We start from the raw sequence: 16,373 nt of genomic DNA on the forward strand, positions 1-16,373 counted from the left end.
TCCCTTTTTACGGGATGAGTGTTTTTTATTTTGAAAAAAAAGAGGAGTGACCAGTGATGGCAGATGTAGTTAAAATTACTTTCCCTGATGGAGCTGTGAAGGAGTTTCCAAAAGGCGTAACAACTGAAGAAATCGCAGCTTCTATTAGCCCAGGCTTAAAGAAAAAGGCTGTGGCTGGAAAATTAAATGATGAGATGATCGATCTTGTTACACCAATCGAAGAAGATGGTGCAGTTTCTATTATTACATTAGATTCTGAAGATGGCTTATACATTTTACGCCATTCAACAGCCCACCTTTTAGCACAAGCGTTAAAACGTTTATATAAAGATGTTAAGCTTGAGCTTGGTATTGGTCCAGTAATTGAAAATGGCTTCTACTACGATATTGATATGGAAGAAGCAATTACAGTTGAAGACTTCAAGAAAATCGAAAAAGAAATGCAAAAAATCGTGAATGAGAACTTAGAAATCGTTCGTCATGAAGTACCACGTGCAGAAGCACTTCGTCGCTTTGAAGAAATTGACGATGAGTTAAAATTAGATTTAATTAACGATCTTCCAGAAGATGCGGTTATTTCAATCTATGAGCAAGGCGAATTCTTCGACCTTTGTCGTGGTGTTCACCTTCCATCTACAGGAAAAATTAAAGTGTTTAAATTATTAAGCGTTGCGGGTGCTTACTGGCGCGGCGATAGCAATAATAAAATGTTACAACGTATTTACGGTACTGCATTCGTTAAGAAAGCAGAATTAGATGAGCACTTACGTATGCTTGAAGAAGCAAAAGAGCGCGATCACCGTAAATTAGGTAAAGAATTAAAACTATTTACTAATAGCCAAAAAGTAGGACAAGGTTTACCACTTTGGTTACCAAAAGGCGCAACAATTCGCCGTATTATCGAGCGTTACATCGTTGATAAAGAAGCAAGCTTAGGCTATGATCACGTATACACTCCAGTACTAGGAAGCAGAGAGCTTTATGAAACTTCTGGTCACTGGAACCACTACCGTGATGGCATGTTCCCATCAATGGAAATGGATAATGAAGAATTAGTTCTTCGTCCAATGAACTGCCCTCACCACATGATGGTTTATAAAAACGATATTCACAGCTACCGTGAACTACCAATCCGTATTGCGGAACTTGGAACAATGCACCGCTATGAAATGTCAGGTGCGTTATCTGGATTACAACGTGTACGCGGAATGACTTTAAACGATGCGCACATTTTCGTTCGTCCAGATCAAATTAAAGAAGAGTTAAAACGTGTTGTAAACTTAACTCTAGAAGTGTACAAAGATTTCGGTTTAGAGAACTATTCATTCCGTCTATCTTATCGTGACCCAGCAGATACTAAAAAGTATTATGCGGATGATGAGATGTGGGAAAAAGCACAAGGTATGTTAAAAGAAGCGATGGACGAAATGGGTCTTGATTACTATGAAGCTGAAGGTGAAGCGGCATTCTACGGTCCAAAACTTGATGTTCAAGTTCGTACTGCTCTTGGAAAAGACGAAACACTTTCAACTGTACAATTAGACTTCTTACTTCCAGAACGCTTTGAATTAGCTTACGTTGGTGAAGATGGTAAACAACATCGTCCAGTTGTAATTCACCGTGGTGTTGTATCAACTATGGAACGCTTCGTAGCCTTCTTAATTGAAGAATACAAAGGTGCATTCCCTACCTGGTTAGCTCCAGTTCAAGTACAAGTGATTCCAGTTTCTCCACAAGTGCATTTAGACTACGCGAAGAAAGTACAAGACGAATTACGACGTGCTGGTATCCGTGTTGAATTAGATACTCGTGAAGAGAAAATCGGTTACAAAATCCGTGAAGCACAAATGCAAAAAATTCCGTACATGCTTGTAGTAGGTGACAATGAAGTAACTGAAAACGGCGTAAACGTACGTAAATATGGTGAACAAAAATCAGAGACAATCGCATTAGAGGCGTTTGTTGACATGATTAAAGTAGAAGGAAAACGATAAGAAAGAGCCGCGGTATACCGCGGCTTTTCTATATAAGATAAGTGAGGAAAATTAGCAAAAATAACCATATAACACTTATCATAAAAAAGTATTGCAAGTATGGTAGTTGTTTGTTACAATATTTCTTGTTGTTAGTAAAACACATCGCGTCTTCTTGACAGACGTCATGTCCTATGATAAACTCATCAAGGATAATAGAATATTGTTTTGTGGAACAAGTAGAAGCACCCGCTTCTCACCTGATGGACGCATTCGCAGTTTACAGGTAAATGTATTTCTTACTTAAGATTTTACAAGTGTGGGTGTCGTATGCCCGCACTTTTTTTGTCGGGTTCTATGACTACAAAATATGTTCTGAGAAAACCTTGGAGGTGGCTTACTATTAGCAAGGATATGATGATTAACGAGCAAATTCGTGCACGTGAAGTACGCTTAGTTGGCGCAAATGGCGATCAACTTGGAATCAAGTCTCGTAATGATGCTTTAGACTTAGCTGCAAATCTTAATCTTGATTTAGTATTAGTTGCTCCAAATGCGAAACCGCCAGTATGCCGCATTATGGACTACGGTAAATTCCGCTTTGAGCAACAGAAGAAAGAAAAAGAACAGCGCAAAAATCAAAAAGTAATTAGCATGAAAGAAGTTCGTTTAAGTCCAACAATTGATGAACACGACTTTAACACAAAACTTCGTAATGCTATCAAGTTTTTAGAGAAAGGCGACAAGGTTAAAGCGTCAATTCGCTTTAAAGGACGTGCCATTACTCATAAAGAAATCGGTCAACGTGTTTTAGATCGCTTCTCAGAAGCTTGTGCTGAAGTTAGTACAATCGAATCTAAGCCTAAAATGGAAGGACGTAGTATGTTCTTAGTTTTAGCACCGAAAAACGATAAGTAATAGATAGAGGAGGAAATACCTATGCCTAAACAAAAAACTCATCGCGGCGCTGCAAAGCGTTTCAAAAAGACTGGATCAGGTAAACTGAAACGTTCTCACGCTTACACAAGCCATTTATTCGCTAACAAATCTACAAAAGCTAAACGTAAACTACGTAAAGCTGGTGTAGTAAGCGCTGGTGACTTCAAACGCATTCGTCAAATGCTTGACAACTTAAAATAAGTTCGGCTGATATATAGAACAATTAGGAGGTAATATTATGCCAAGAGTAAAAGGTGGTACAGTTACTCGTCAACGTCGTAAAAAAGTAATTAAATTAGCAAAAGGTTACTACGGTTCAAAAAATACATTATTCAAGGTTGCTAACCAACAGGTTATGAAATCTCTAATGTATGCATTCCGTGACCGCCGTCAAAAGAAACGTGACTTCCGTAAATTATGGATTACACGTATCAACGCAGCAGCTCGTATGAATGGTCTTTCTTACAGCCGCTTAATGCACGGTCTTAAAAATGCTGGCATCGAAGTTAACCGCAAGATGCTTGCTGACTTAGCTGTTCATGACGAAAAAGCTTTCGCTGAATTAGCAACAGTTGCAAAAAACAACATTAACTAATTAATTAGTTGAAACCTTAGAAGATTTTTCTTCTAAGGTTTTTTGTTTGTATTCAAAGTGAAGTATGTCGTTATCGATATGACAAAATCAAGATAAAAGCTATAGCAATATAGAAGAATATACATATGAAGCCAGGAGAATTCTCCTGGCTTTTTTCAATTATACTCCTTTGGAAAGAAGAGTATCTTTCCTAGCAGAAACGACACTGCTATAATGGAAAGATGATATGGAACTTTCATCAGATGAAGTAAAACTTTAATCAGTGGGTGCTACCCTTGGCTAAGTATTAGCTATTACCGATCGTGTGAACAATCGAATAGTGATGATTGAAACGTATTTGTAAATTAAGGACAAGCTATTTTATAAAGAGTTAGATAGCTGACTTGTTAATAAGAACTGAAACATAATAATGAACTTTGAGATGAAACAACATTGTTGCATAAAATGCGATGTTGGAGGAGGACAATAGAATGGACTTACTACAACTATTTAAATTACAAAAGGAATTAGATGACCGTATTGCGAAAGAACATGATTTACAACCGAAAAAGTTGTTGAAAGAAAAAATGTTAGCTCTTCTTGTGGAAATCGGAGAACTTGCAAACGAAACACGTTGTTTTAAATATTGGAGCAACAAACCAGCTTCAGAACGTGAAGTGATATTAGAAGAATACGTAGATGGTTTACATTTTATTTTATCAATCGGAATTGATTTAGGTATTGATAAAAACTTCCTATTCTATAAGTGTGCACAAACGAATAAAACACAAGTAGAAATTTTCCTAGACACATATGCGAAAGTGATTCGTTTTACAGATCAACCATCTATTACAAACTATATTGAATTATTTACAAGCTATCTTCGACTTGGACAGGCGCTTGAATTTGAACAAGAAGAGATTGAGAAAGCGTATTTAGACAAAAATGAAGTAAATCATCAGCGTCAAACACAAGGATACTAATTTAATTTTTGAATATTTCAATTTAATTATTGTATAATGAAGTGACTGAAGAAAAAGGAGGGTGTTGGCAATGACAAAATTAGACGCGACATTGACAATGCTAAAAGAATTAACAGATGCACGTGGTATTGCTGGTAACGAGCGTGAACCACGTGAAGTAATGAAGAAATATATCGAGCCGTTTGCAGATGAACTTTCTACTGATAATTTAGGAAGTTTAGTTGCGAAAAAAGTAGGGGAAGAAAACGGCCCGAAAATTATGGTTGCAGGTCATTTAGATGAAGTTGGCTTTATGATTACGCAAATTGATGACAAAGGTTTCCTTCGTTTCCAAACGGTTGGTGGCTGGTGGTCACAAGTTATGCTTGCACAGCGCGTAACCATTGTAACGCGTAAAGGAGATGTAACAGGTGTAATTGGTTCAAAACCACCACACATTTTACCTCCAGAAGCACGTAAAAAGCCAGTTGACATTAAAGACATGTTCATTGATATCGGTGCTTCTAGCCAAGAAGAAGCAATGGAATGGGGCGTGCGACCTGGAGATCAAGTTGTACCGTACTTTGAATTCCAAGTGATGAAGAATGAAAAAATGTTGCTTGCAAAAGCATGGGATAACCGAATTGGTTGTGCAATTGCAATTGACGTATTAAAACAATTAAAAGATGAAAAGCATCCGAACGTTGTATATGGCGTAGGGACTGTACAAGAAGAAGTCGGTCTTCGCGGTGCGAAAACATCTGCAAACTATATTAAACCAGATATCGCATTCGCAGTAGATGTTGGTATCGCTGGGGATACACCTGGTGTAACGGCAAAAGAAGCGCAAAGTAAAATGGGTGATGGACCGCAAATTATTTTATATGATGCTTCTGTTATTGGTCATACAGGTTTACGTGACTTTGTAGTTGATGTTGCTGATGAATTACAAATTCCATACCAATATGACTCTGTAGCGGGTGGTGGAACGGATGCAGGTGCCATTCACATTGCTGTAAACGGTATTCCATCTATGGCAATTACGATTGCAACGCGCTATATCCATTCACATGCGGCAATGTTACACCGTGATGATTATGAAAATGCAGTGAAGTTAATTGTAGAAGTTATTAAACGTCTTGATAAAGAGGCTGTACATAACATTACTTTTAATTAATAGAAAAAAGCGAAGGAGATTCTCCTTCGCTTTTTTACGTTTTAAAAAGGTCTTTCTAATCCTGCAGCAGTATGGGTCCCTAAAATAATTAAGCGCGTTAATTGCATGGCCATAAAATGTGGGGTATAGATCATACCTTTTTTAAGCCATGACATAATCATTCCTAGATGAGCACCAGTAACATAGCTAATGAGAATGTCACGAGGGACCATAAGTTTTTCATCGTTAGGCTGTGAAATAGATAAGCTTAATGTTAAGTATGTTTGAATGGCTTTCATCATTTTATGAGTATAGTTTCCAGCTGCTTTATCACCAAGCATAACATTATAGAACTGAGCATTTTCTGCGATATGCTCAAACAAATCCAAAAATGTCGGATGTGGTGAATCGAATGTCAGTTGAAACTCTTCTTTATTTCTAATTTTCGGTTTAATTACTTCCGTTAACTTCTCTAACATTTCTTCAATACTTTTTTCTAATAGGTCATATTTATCGTGGTAATGGCTATAAAACGTAGCACGATTTACAGGAGCACGTTCTGCGATATGTTGAACAGTTACATTTTCAAATCCTCTTTCGCCTACTAAAGCGACAAAAGCATCCTGTATGAGTTGTCTCGTTCGTTTTACACGGGGATCATTTGTATTTTTAATAGACATTTTAACTTCTCCTTGTTTAGTTTTTTATATTTAAACAACACATTTATATTATTTTGTTGTTTAACCGACATTTCATGCTTAAATTGTCGGTTGTAGATTCAAAATAATTATTTATAATTATAAACGATAGTCCTTCAGTAATCAGCACCGCTCGCAGGTAGACGAATTACAGTTTACACTGCAAAGGTGTGATTTTTTTGTTTAAAAGTTAATATAATTAACAATTAAACAATATAAACAATAAGGATGTAAATAGTTTAGAAAAAAATTATATGCGATATAAGGAGAGGAATGCAATGAATCAGTTTCGAAGAATGGTAATTATCAACATTATCACATTAATTGTATTAGTTGGCGGCGGTATCGGCGGTTATTACTATTACAATCAAACGGAAAACTATTTAAAAACAGACAATGCAAAAATTGACGGAAAGGTAATTCCAATTGCGTCACCAGTAGCGGGTAAATTAACCGACTGGAAAGCTGAAGTAGGCAAAAATTACAATGAGAACGATAAGTTAGGTGCTGTCACTGTAGCAGCGGCTAATGGAGAACAAACAGTAGACGTAACAATTCCGCAAAATGCAACAGTTGTACAATCAAACGCAACAACAAATGCCTTCGTTGGAGCGGGAAGCCCAATTGCTTACGCATTTGATATGAATAATTTGTGGGTAACAGCAAATATTGAAGAAACAACTATTGATGATGTTCAAAAAGGCCAAACAGTAGATGTGTATGTAGATGCATACCCAGATACAACGTTAACAGGAAAAGTAGAACAAGTTGGATTAACAACAGCAAATACATTCTCAATGTTACCATCAAGTAACGCAACAGCGAACTATACGAAAGTAAAGCAAGTTGTACCAGTTAAAATTTCTTTAGATCATAGTAAATCAGTAAATATTGTTCCTGGAATGAATGTGTCAGTTCGTATTCATAAGTAAGGGGGAGATGAAATGTCCTCAATTGCAATTGTAGGATATGCACTATTTTGTATAATCGTCTTCTTCCTTGTAAATCGTCTTTTACGAAAGAAAAAAACGAACGTGGGAGAAGAACAAGTCCCAGCCGTAAGTAAAATAGAAGTAAGTAAGGTAGAAATAGAAGAGAAAGAAATCGAACAAAAACAAGAAACAGAAGCTTCTAACGTTGTAGAATTAGAAACAGGGAAGCAAGAGCAAGTAAAACAGGAAAAAGAAATGCTGAAAAGACAATTACCAGTAGAGAATGTGAATGTAAAAGCAGTTGTAACGGTATTAATTCTCGGTATGTTCATTTCTATTTTAAATCAAACGATCATTAATGTTGCATTGCCTCCGTTAATGAACGAATTTAACGTATCAACTTCAACGGCCCAATGGTTAATTACAGGCTTCATGCTTGTAAATGGAATTTTAGTACCGATTAGTGCCTTTTTAGTTTCACGGTTTACGTATCGTAAATTATTTGTAGCGGCAATGCTATTTTTCACGGTAGGATCTATCATTTGTGCTACATCAGGTAACTTTACAATGATGATGACGGGCCGTATTATTCAAGCGGTTGGTGCAGGTATTTTAATGCCTGTTGGTATGAATATCTTCATGACATTATTCCCTCCTCATAAGCGCGGAGCAGCGATGGGATTATTAGGGGTAGCGATGATTTTAGCGCCAGCTATCGGACCAACTATAACAGGTTGGGTAATTGAAAATTATAGCTGGAACTTAATGTTTTATGGAATGTTTGTGGTTGGCTTAATTATTACGTTCTTATCTTTAAAATTCTTTACACTAGCACAGCCGGTGTCTAAAACAAAGTTAGATGTATTTGGTGTTATTAGTTCAAGTATTGGACTAGGTAGCTTACTGTACGGATTTAGTGAAGCTGGAAATAATGGCTGGACTAGTGCAGAAGTTATTATAACACTTATCATCGGTGTCATTGGTTTAGCAGTATTTATTTGGAGAGAGTTAACAACAGACAATAAAATGCTGGATTTACAAGTGTTTAAATATCCAACGTTTACTTTCACATTAGTAATTAACGCAATTGTAACGATGGCGTTATTTGGAGGTATGCTATTACTTCCAGTATACTTGCAAAATATTCGCGGCTTTACGCCGATGGAATCTGGTCTATTACTCCTTCCAGGATCATTAATTATGGGGATTATGGGACCAGTAGCAGGAAAGTTATTCGATAAATATGGCATTCGTCCATTAGCGATTGTTGGGTTAGCGATTACGACATTTGCGACATATAAATTTACAACGTTATCGATGGATACACCGTATAGCGTTATTATGACGGATTATATTATACGTTCAATTGGTATGTCATTCATTATGATGCCAATTATGACAGCTGGTATGAACGCATTGCCGATGAAATTAATTTCTCACGGTACAGCGACGCAAAATACGTCAAGACAAGTAGCTGGTTCAATCGGAACGGCGATATTAATTACACTTATGACGCAACAAACGACTGCTCACGTAGCAGATTACGGAAATATGTTAACAACGTCAAACCCAATATTAGTTGATAAAGTACACAGTATGGGGCAAAGCTTAGCGGCATTAGCCGGCTCAGCGCAAGCAGGAGATGCGATGAGTACGCAACTATTATATGGACAAATTTCAAAGCTATCTGCAATTAACGGTATTAACGATGCCTTCTTAATTGCAACAATACTCGCAGGTGTTGCTTGGGTGCTATCGTTCTTCTTACCATCAGGCAATAAACGAAATAGAAAAGCAGGGAATTAATTTCCCTGCTTTTTTATTTGGGTATTATTAATAAATGTATATAATTTGATAGAAATGAGTAGTGACGATACGAATTAATAGATGTAGAGCACGTTAGAGAGGAGGGGACACATGAAACTTACAGAAGAGAACGTTGTGAATCAGCTAAGGAAAAGGAACGAAAAAGCACTATACTTTATTATCGATCATTACGGTGGACTTATAAAAAGTATTATTCAGAAGCATTTAGCTTCGTTTCAAGATGTACAAGAGGAATGCATGGATGATGTGTTATTGGCGTTTTGAAAAACTAGAGGATAGTGTAACGAAAATTGTCCTGACGCCTGTCTTAACTTCTGGTGAAGAAGGAGAAAAGAAAACGAATTATCGAAAAGTTTTAACGGAAGAAGAGTTTGAAGTTGTGATAAAAGAATAAAGAGAGGTATCTGGATGATACCTCTCTTTATACTAAAAAGGCGAACATATTATTCATAATATGAAATAACATAGCTGGAATAATGGAATTTGTTTTCTTACATAAAATAGCCATTAAAAGTCCCATGAAGAAGGTGATTACCATGACTCCGAGTGAGTATGTGTGTGCGATACCGAAGAAGAAACTCGTTAAGACTGCTGCAATCCAAAATGGAAAGCGTTCTGAGAAGAAGCGAAGTATGAAGCCACGGAAAATGAGTTCTTCAAAAATGGGTGTGAGTATTGCAAAGCCAATAAGTAGTAATGTTTGATATTGATTAAAAACTTCTAAGTTTAGTGCAGAAGATTGTTGTTTTGTTGCGTCTTGAAATACATAATTTGACATGATGAAATTAAGAAGAATATTTAATGCGAAAAACAGGAACAAGTATATGTATGTACGCCATTCTTTGAGTGCCCTAAAGTTAAATGCCTCTAGTAATAGTCTTTTTGCAGGTTCGTATTTAAAAATGAAGAACAATAAAATCCCTAGTTGCAATGCGATACTTGTAGTATTTGCAATAGAATCATATAAGGCTATTTGCTTTTTATTTGTGAGACCAGCTGTATAAATCATTAAAGGTAATGCTAGAAATAAAGTGATAAGTCCGGTTCCAAAAAAGGCAAATAAGACAGAGCTAATAAATTGTCCCCATGACATGGAGTGTTTCTGTTCGTATGGAAGTTGTGTAGTGGATTGCATGTATAAAATCACCTCTTTTATATTCTTATATATAATTATAAAGTATTGTTATTTATAATGTTATGTTCAAATATTACATACAAAGTTAGAAATTTTTAAATTGAACTTCTTGTTACATGATTAGTAAAAATAATAAAAGAGGTATCACCCTATAGTGATGCCTCTCTCTCATTGATAACTATGTTCTGCCTTATTGTTCGATTTTGATTGCTCTATTTGCAATTCGCGCTCTACCAATCGGTCTAATTGCTGAATTGCTTTCAATGCTTTTTTATAAGAAATCGTTCTATAATGATGTGCCCCGCCCGGTTCTTCATCGGCTTCATCCGCCCACTTAATAACGTTTTGTAGAGGTGTTCTTTCAAGCGTTTGTTCTAATAGGAAAGAATCGGTGTGTAGAAGAATTGCAACAGAAATTTCTTTTGCTAGTTTCGGATGTTCTCCTAATCTAATAAGCAATTTATGTGCTCTTTCAGCGCCTTTAATTGCATGGATATCATTCTTTTTATATAAGTCATAGTCCCATTCGCCGCCTGTGTACCACGTATGGTGTCCGATATCATGAAGGAAACCAGCTTTTGTCGCAGCATCGACTGAGGCGTGATGCTTTTTAGCTAAGTGAAACGCATGGTAAGCGACAGCAATCGCGTGGACCATCCCAGAACGGTTTACGTATTTTTGTGTAATGTGGTGTTTAAAAACTTGTTCAAGCGTAATACGTTGCATAAAACATTCACTCCCTTTATCTAATGGTGTATATGAAGAAAAATCGATCGGTTTAAATGTATTTTGAACATTGTACTCCATCGGGGTAGCGTTAGTAAAGTAGAAATGTTTAGGAAAAGAAAAATTTTACTGGCATAAAAAATCACCTTAGTGTTTTCTAAGGTGATTTTTTATTGCTTATTTTTTTAACCCTTGCTCTAGTGTTTCTAACATTTCGTGTTTTTCATTTTCATCAGCATTTTTCCAAATAACTTCGAATAAAACGCCAAGACCTGGAAGCATTTTTTCTTCGCCACTTTGAATTGCATCGACAATCGTTTCTTGTAATTGGTCTTGTGAATTTCCAGATACATTCGCTAATACAGCGCCGCGTAAATTAAAACTCATGATTTTCACCTCTTTTTCAGAATTGAAACTGACGTTAGTTTTTGTTCTTTTTTATGTAAATATGTATGAAAAATAGGCTATAATGATAAGACAAGAAGAGAGGGAAATACATATTATGAAAAACATTGATTCAGTACAAAATCCGCGTGTGAAGCAGTGGAAAAAGCTGCAGACGAAAAAAGAGCGCGATAAAAAAGGTTTATTTTTTGTAGAAGGGTTCCATTTAGTAGAGGAAGCTTTAAAGGCAGGAGTTGTAACAGAACTTATCGTTTCAGATCAGACGGACCTTCCGAAAGATTGGACAGTTAATGATGTGGAAATGTATATCGTGCCTGAGGTAATTGTGAAAGTACTTCGTGAAACAGAAACGACGCAAGGTGTATTTGCTGTTTGTGAAAAGCATGAGAAAGAAGTAGTACTTACTGATGGGAAATTTCTTTTATTAGATGGTCTTCAAGACCCAGGTAATTTAGGAACGATTATTCGTACAGCTGATGCAGCTGGTATTCATGCCGTTGTGCTTGGAGAAGGTTGTGTTGATGTTTATAATAGTAAAGTACTCCGCTCTACACAAGGTTCTATTTTCCACTTACCAATTGTAAAAGGAAACTTAGAAGAATGGGTAGACAAGCTAAAAGAAAATCACGTCCCTGTATATGGAACAGCTCTTGAAAATGGAGTTCCGTATGGTGAAGTAACACCGGCCGGAAGTTTTGCATTAATTGTAGGAAATGAAGGAAGCGGCGTACGCCAAGAAATTCTTGCAAAAACGGATCAAAACTTGTATATTCCGATTTGCGGCGGGGCAGAATCATTAAATGTTGCGGTTGCAGCAGGGATTTTAACGTATTATTTACAAAGTCCAGTTGCGAACAAATAAAAAACTTCTTATAATAAGTTGAAGTACATGTTCATAAAAAGTGGTGAACTGAGTATCGAACTTTTTTGAACATACAATAAAAGTTAAATAACGAAAAACGTTGATAGAGAAGAGTAGCTTACAAAATCGCCATATAGGGAGAGAATGCCGTAGACTGAAAGCATTCTTATGGTAGATGGAAGTGAATTCACCTCTGGAGTTGACGCCAGGACCATGTATATGTAAAGGCGTTCCGGTCAGAATTGATCGTTATAACTAATGAGTGGGCAGACTTGTTCTGTCAATTTAGGGTGGTACCGCGAATTTACCTCGTCCCTTTTTGGGAGCGAGGTTTTTTTATTTTTAAAATTAGGAGGGTTCCAAATGGAAGCACGTTTAAAAGAGCTAAAACAACAAGCGTTAGCGCTTATTGAAGAAGCGAAAGAGCTAAAAGGCTTAAACGATGTACGCGTAGCGTATTTAGGTAAAAAAGGTCCAATCACTGAAGTATTACGTGGTATGGGAAAATTATCAGCAGAAGAGCGTCCACGTATGGGAGCATTAGTAAATGAAGTACGTGAAGCGATTCAAACGCGTCTAGAAGACAAAATTGGTAACTTAGAAAAAGCAGTAATTGAAGCGAAATTAGCTACTGAAACAATTGATGTTACATTGCCAGGTCGTCCTGTTGAAACAGGTTGTCATCATCCGTTAACAGCTGTTGTTGAACAAATTGAAGATGTATTCATCGGTATGGGTTATGAAGTAGCTGAAGGAACAGAAGTAGAAAAAGACTACTACAACTTCGAAGCACTAAACTTACCGAAAGATCACCCAGCGCGTGATATGCAAGATACATTCTACATTACAGAAGAAACGTTACTACGTACGCATACATCTTCTGTGCAAGCACGTACGATGGAAAATAATAAAGAAAAAGGCCCAATTAAAATTATTTGTCCTGGTAAAGTGTATCGCCGCGATGACGATGATGCGACGCATTCACACCAGTTCATGCAAATTGAAGGTCTTGTAATTGACAAAAATATTCGCATGAGTGACTTAAAAGGTACACTGCAAGTCTTCGTGAAGAAGATGTTCGGTGAAGATCGTGAAATCCGTCTTCGTCCAAGTTTCTTCCCATTCACAGAGCCATCTGTAGAGATGGATATTTCTTGTATGATGTGTCACGGCAAAGGTTGCGGCACTTGTAAAGGAACTGGCTGGATTGAAATTTTAGGAGCAGGTATGGTTCACCCGAACGTGCTTGAAATGGCTGGTTATGATTCAAAAGAATATCAAGGTTTCGCATTCGGTATGGGCGCAGAGCGTATCGCAATGTTGAAATACGGCGTTGATGACATTCGTCATTTCTATACAAATGATGTACGTTTCTTACAACAATTCAAACGAGCGTAAGGGAAGGAGAGGATAAATATGTTCGTATCATATCGTTGGTTACAAGAGTATGTAGATATTAAAGATGTAACAGCACAAGAACTAGCAGACAAAATCACGAAAAGTGGTATTGAAGTAGAAGGTGTTGAAGTATTAAATAAAGGTGTAAAAGGTGTTGTAGTTGGTCACGTATTAGAATGTGAAAAACACCCAGAAGCTGATAAATTAAGCAAATGCTTAATCGATATCGGTGAAGAAGAACCAGTACAAATTATTTGTGGTGCTGCTAACATTGCAAAAGGTTTAAAAGTACCAGTTGCAAAAGTTGGTGCTGTACTTCCTGGTAACTTTAAAATTAAAAAAGCAAAACTACGTGGTGAAGCTTCTCACGGTATGGTTTGTGCTCTTCAAGAGCTTGGCATTGATGGAAAGTTAGTTTCAAAAGAATACGCAGATGGTATCTTCATCTTCCCAAGTGACGCTGAAGTTGGTGCGGATGCACTTGAAATTCTAAACTTACATGATGAAGTACTTGAGCTTGGTTTAACACCAAACCGTGCAGATTGCTTAAACATGTTAGGTGTAGCATATGAAGTAGCTGCTATTTACGGACGTGAAGTGAAACTTCCAGCTATCGACTTACAAGAAACAGCAGAAAAAACTTCTGATTACATTTCTGTAAGCGTAGAAGCGAAAGAAGAAAATCCATTATACATTGCAAAAATGGTTAAAAACGTAAAAATTGGTCCATCACCAATGTGGATGCAAACGCGCCTTATGGCAGCTGGTATTCGTCCAATTAGCAATGTAGTTGATATTACAAACTACATTTTAATGGAATACGGTCAACCGTTACATGCATTCGATTACGATAAATTAGGTTCAAAAGAAATCGTTGTTCGTCTAGCAACAGAAGGCGAAAAGATTCAAACGTTAGATGATCAAGAACGTGCATTACAAAGCCATCACCTTGTGATTACAAATGGCACAAAAGCTTTAGCTGTTGCTGGTGTAATGGGCGGAGCTGATTCTGAAGTTACAAATGATACAGTAAACGTTCTAATTGAGTCTGCATACTTTGCAGGTCAAACAGTACGCCGTACATCAAAAGACTTAGGTCTTCGTAGTGAATCAAGCGCACGTTTCGAAAAAGGAATCGACCCAACACGTACATTCGAAGCAATTCAACACGCAGCTGCTTTAATGGCGAAATACGCTGGTGGTGAAGCACTTGAAGGTGTAGTAGAAGCTGATAACTTACAAGTAGAAGAGCGTACAGTATCTGTTACTGCTGAAAAAGTAAACCGTGTATTAGGTACAAATATTTCTGCGAGTGAAATGGGTACAATGTTCACAAACTTGAAATTCCCATTCACAGAAGTAGAAGGAACATTCCATGTAAATGTACCAGCACGTCGTCCTGATATTACAATTTCAGAAGACTTAGTAGAAGAAGTGGGCCGTCTATACGGTTATGACCACATTCCAGTTACATTACCTTCTGGAACGATGACTCGTGGTAAATTAACAGCAGCACAAACGAAACGTCGTAAAGTACGTCGCTTCCTAGAAGGTGCTGGTTTATATGAAGCAATCACGTATTCATTAACAAGCGCTGACAAAGCGAAACAATACATGGTTGAGCCAAACGAAAAAGCACCTGTAAACCTTGCACTTCCAATGAGCGAAGAGCGTAGCCAACTTCGTTTAAGCTTAGTGCCACAATTGTTAGAAGCAGTTTCATACAACGTTGCACGTAAAAACGACAGCGTTGCTTTATACGAAGTAGGTTCTATCTTCTTACCAACAGAAGCAGGAGAACTTCCGAAAGAAGAACAACATCTTGCAGGTGTTATGACAGGTCTTGCTCTTCACCATGCGTGGCAAGGTGAGAAGAAAGTTGTAGACTTCTTCGTAGTTAAAGGTGTGTTAGAAGGATTATTCGACGTACTAGGCGTTGCAAACCAAATCACATATGCACCAACAAAACGTGAAGGTATGCACCCAGGTCGTACAGCTGACATCGTATTAGATGGCGAAGTAATTGGTTTCATCGGCCAATTGCACCCAGAAGCAGAAAAACAATTAGATGTGAAAAATACATTCGTATTCGAACTATCTCTTGTAAAAGTATTCGGTGCAGACGCAGAAGAAACTTACTACTCAGCAATTCCACGTTTCCCATCTATGACACGTGATATGGCTGTTGTCGTAACGAAAGAAACAAAAGCTGGCGAAATGAAGCAAGTTATTGCTGAAGCTGGTGGAGAACTTCTGAAAGACGTAACACTATTTGACTTATACGAAGGTGAAAAAATGGAAGAAGGCAAGAAATCACTTGCATTCTCTATGAATTACTTCGATGCAGAACGTACGTTAACAGACGAAGAAGTAACAGAAGCACATAACCGTGTATTAACAGCGGTAGAAGAGAAATTTGGTGCGGAGTTACGTAAATAATAAGAAATTGCCGGATTCATTCCGGCAATTTTTTTATGGAACGATTGTCGGAAAGTGTCGGTAGGTCGATATTCTGTGTCGAACCGCCGATATAATTAAAGTTACGGTTGATATATTATGAAAATCGCTGATATATTTGGAGTTACGGTTGATATATTGTAAAAATCGCCGATATATTTTCTGGCGTCTTGCATCTTTCTCTCGAATGTAGTACATTAATTTTAGTTTAACAAAATGAAAGACGATGATAAGGAAAAGTAGTATATACTATAATCCAAAGCGAGTCAGGGACGGTGAGAGCCTGATGAGGCGGTATATGTGAAGAACACCTTGGAGTTGCTAACCGA

The 16,373-nt window shown here is 37.2% G+C and carries 15 protein-coding genes, 2 pseudogenes and 4 other annotated features (2 of these 21 cut by a window edge); of the genes and pseudogenes, 13 read left to right on the forward strand and 4 right to left on the reverse strand.

The annotated features are described in order from the left end of the window. Positions 1-8 (forward strand) — a binding site (T-box leader); it begins 221 nt to the left of the window's first position. Positions 9-56: 48 nt separating this feature from the next. From thrS to COE49_RS03190, 6 genes are all read left to right on the forward strand, one after another. Further along, positions 57-1,994, forward strand: a complete 1,938-nt coding sequence (thrS, locus tag COE49_RS03165) for a threonine--tRNA ligase (protein WP_098253179.1) — start codon at positions 57-59, stop codon at positions 1,992-1,994. 210 nt (positions 1,995-2,204) lie between these two features. Next, positions 2,205-2,325, forward strand: a sequence feature (ribosomal protein L20 leader region). A gap of 62 nt (positions 2,326-2,387) precedes the next feature. After that, positions 2,388-2,891 (forward strand): translation initiation factor IF-3, encoded by a 504-nt coding sequence (infC, locus tag COE49_RS03170; RefSeq protein WP_000973214.1) that lies wholly within the window; start codon positions 2,388-2,390, stop codon positions 2,889-2,891. A 21-nt stretch (positions 2,892-2,912) separates the two neighbouring features. Continuing rightward, on the forward strand, positions 2,913-3,113 hold the full coding sequence (gene rpmI / locus COE49_RS03175) for a 50S ribosomal protein L35 (protein ID WP_001125945.1): 201 nt from the start codon (positions 2,913-2,915) through the stop codon (positions 3,111-3,113). Between the two features lie 37 nt (positions 3,114-3,150). Further along, positions 3,151-3,507 carry a 50S ribosomal protein L20 gene (gene rplT / locus COE49_RS03180; protein WP_001138362.1) on the forward strand — a complete coding sequence of 119 codons (357 nt, stop codon included), beginning with the start codon at positions 3,151-3,153 and terminating at the stop codon, positions 3,505-3,507. Between the two features lie 470 nt (positions 3,508-3,977). After that, positions 3,978-4,469 (forward strand): dUTP diphosphatase, encoded by a 492-nt coding sequence (locus COE49_RS03185; protein ID WP_000365050.1) that lies wholly within the window; start codon positions 3,978-3,980, stop codon positions 4,467-4,469. 70 nt (positions 4,470-4,539) lie between these two features. Then, a complete protein-coding gene (locus COE49_RS03190) occupies positions 4,540-5,625 on the forward strand; it encodes a M42 family metallopeptidase (RefSeq protein WP_060632484.1) in 1,086 nt (361 codons plus the stop codon). Positions 5,626-5,666: 41 nt separating this feature from the next. Here COE49_RS03190 and COE49_RS03195 read toward each other — a convergent pair whose 3' ends face one another. Beyond that, positions 5,667-6,284 carry a TetR/AcrR family transcriptional regulator gene (locus COE49_RS03195; protein WP_088230804.1) on the reverse strand — a complete coding sequence of 206 codons (618 nt, stop codon included), beginning with the start codon at positions 6,282-6,284 and terminating at the stop codon, positions 5,667-5,669. 296 nt (positions 6,285-6,580) lie between these two features. Between COE49_RS03195 and COE49_RS03200 the strand changes: the two genes are divergently transcribed. The 4 genes and pseudogenes from COE49_RS03200 to COE49_RS27140 all read left to right on the forward strand — a co-directional run. Continuing rightward, the gene (locus COE49_RS03200) at positions 6,581-7,234 is read left to right on the forward strand and encodes an HlyD family secretion protein (protein ID WP_071771032.1); all 654 of its coding nucleotides are present in this window, start codon (positions 6,581-6,583) and stop codon (positions 7,232-7,234) included. A gap of 12 nt (positions 7,235-7,246) precedes the next feature. Continuing rightward, positions 7,247-9,040: a DHA2 family efflux MFS transporter permease subunit gene (locus tag COE49_RS03205; protein WP_098945701.1), complete on the forward strand. Its 1,794-nt coding sequence runs from the start codon at positions 7,247-7,249 to the stop codon at positions 9,038-9,040. Positions 9,041-9,151: 111 nt separating this feature from the next. Continuing rightward, positions 9,152-9,319 (forward strand): annotated as a pseudogene (locus COE49_RS03210) (sigma-70 family RNA polymerase sigma factor); the annotation flags it as partial. Next, positions 9,312-9,455 (forward strand): annotated as a pseudogene (locus COE49_RS27140) (DUF4179 domain-containing protein); the annotation flags it as partial. The pseudogenes COE49_RS03210 and COE49_RS27140, both read left to right, overlap by 8 nt. Positions 9,456-9,482: 27 nt before the next feature. Here the strand turns inward: COE49_RS27140 and COE49_RS03215 are convergent. From COE49_RS03215 to sspI, 3 genes are all read right to left on the reverse strand, one after another. Beyond that, entirely contained in the window at positions 9,483-10,196 is a 714-nt protein-coding gene (locus COE49_RS03215) for a CPBP family intramembrane glutamic endopeptidase (RefSeq protein WP_088230800.1), read from the reverse strand. 168 nt (positions 10,197-10,364) lie between these two features. Then, positions 10,365-10,922, reverse strand: a complete 558-nt coding sequence (locus COE49_RS03220; protein ID WP_098945702.1) for an HD domain-containing protein — start codon at positions 10,920-10,922, stop codon at positions 10,365-10,367. 177 nt (positions 10,923-11,099) lie between these two features. Beyond that, the gene (gene sspI / locus COE49_RS03225; protein ID WP_000009509.1) at positions 11,100-11,309 is read right to left on the reverse strand and encodes a small acid-soluble spore protein SspI; all 210 of its coding nucleotides are present in this window, start codon (positions 11,307-11,309) and stop codon (positions 11,100-11,102) included. A gap of 82 nt (positions 11,310-11,391) precedes the next feature. Between sspI and COE49_RS03230 the strand changes: the two genes are divergently transcribed. The 3 genes from COE49_RS03230 to pheT all read left to right on the forward strand — a co-directional run bounded on the left by COE49_RS03230 (position 11,392) and on the right by pheT (position 16,026). After that, a complete protein-coding gene (locus COE49_RS03230; RefSeq protein ID WP_140417361.1) occupies positions 11,392-12,189 on the forward strand; it encodes a TrmH family RNA methyltransferase in 798 nt (265 codons plus the stop codon). Positions 12,190-12,280: 91 nt separating this feature from the next. After that, positions 12,281-12,509: a binding site (T-box leader), on the forward strand. A gap of 43 nt (positions 12,510-12,552) precedes the next feature. Next, a complete protein-coding gene (pheS, locus tag COE49_RS03235; protein WP_088230797.1) occupies positions 12,553-13,587 on the forward strand; it encodes a phenylalanine--tRNA ligase subunit alpha in 1,035 nt (344 codons plus the stop codon). A gap of 18 nt (positions 13,588-13,605) precedes the next feature. After that, on the forward strand, positions 13,606-16,026 hold the full coding sequence (gene pheT, locus COE49_RS03240; RefSeq protein ID WP_098253176.1) for a phenylalanine--tRNA ligase subunit beta: 2,421 nt from the start codon (positions 13,606-13,608) through the stop codon (positions 16,024-16,026). A 235-nt stretch (positions 16,027-16,261) separates the two neighbouring features. Next, positions 16,262-16,373 (forward strand) — a binding site (T-box leader) (it continues 140 nt past the right edge of the window).

This window comes from Bacillus sp. AFS029637 (genome assembly GCF_002584985.1).
GTDB lineage: Bacteria > Bacillota > Bacilli > Bacillales > Bacillaceae_G > Bacillus_A.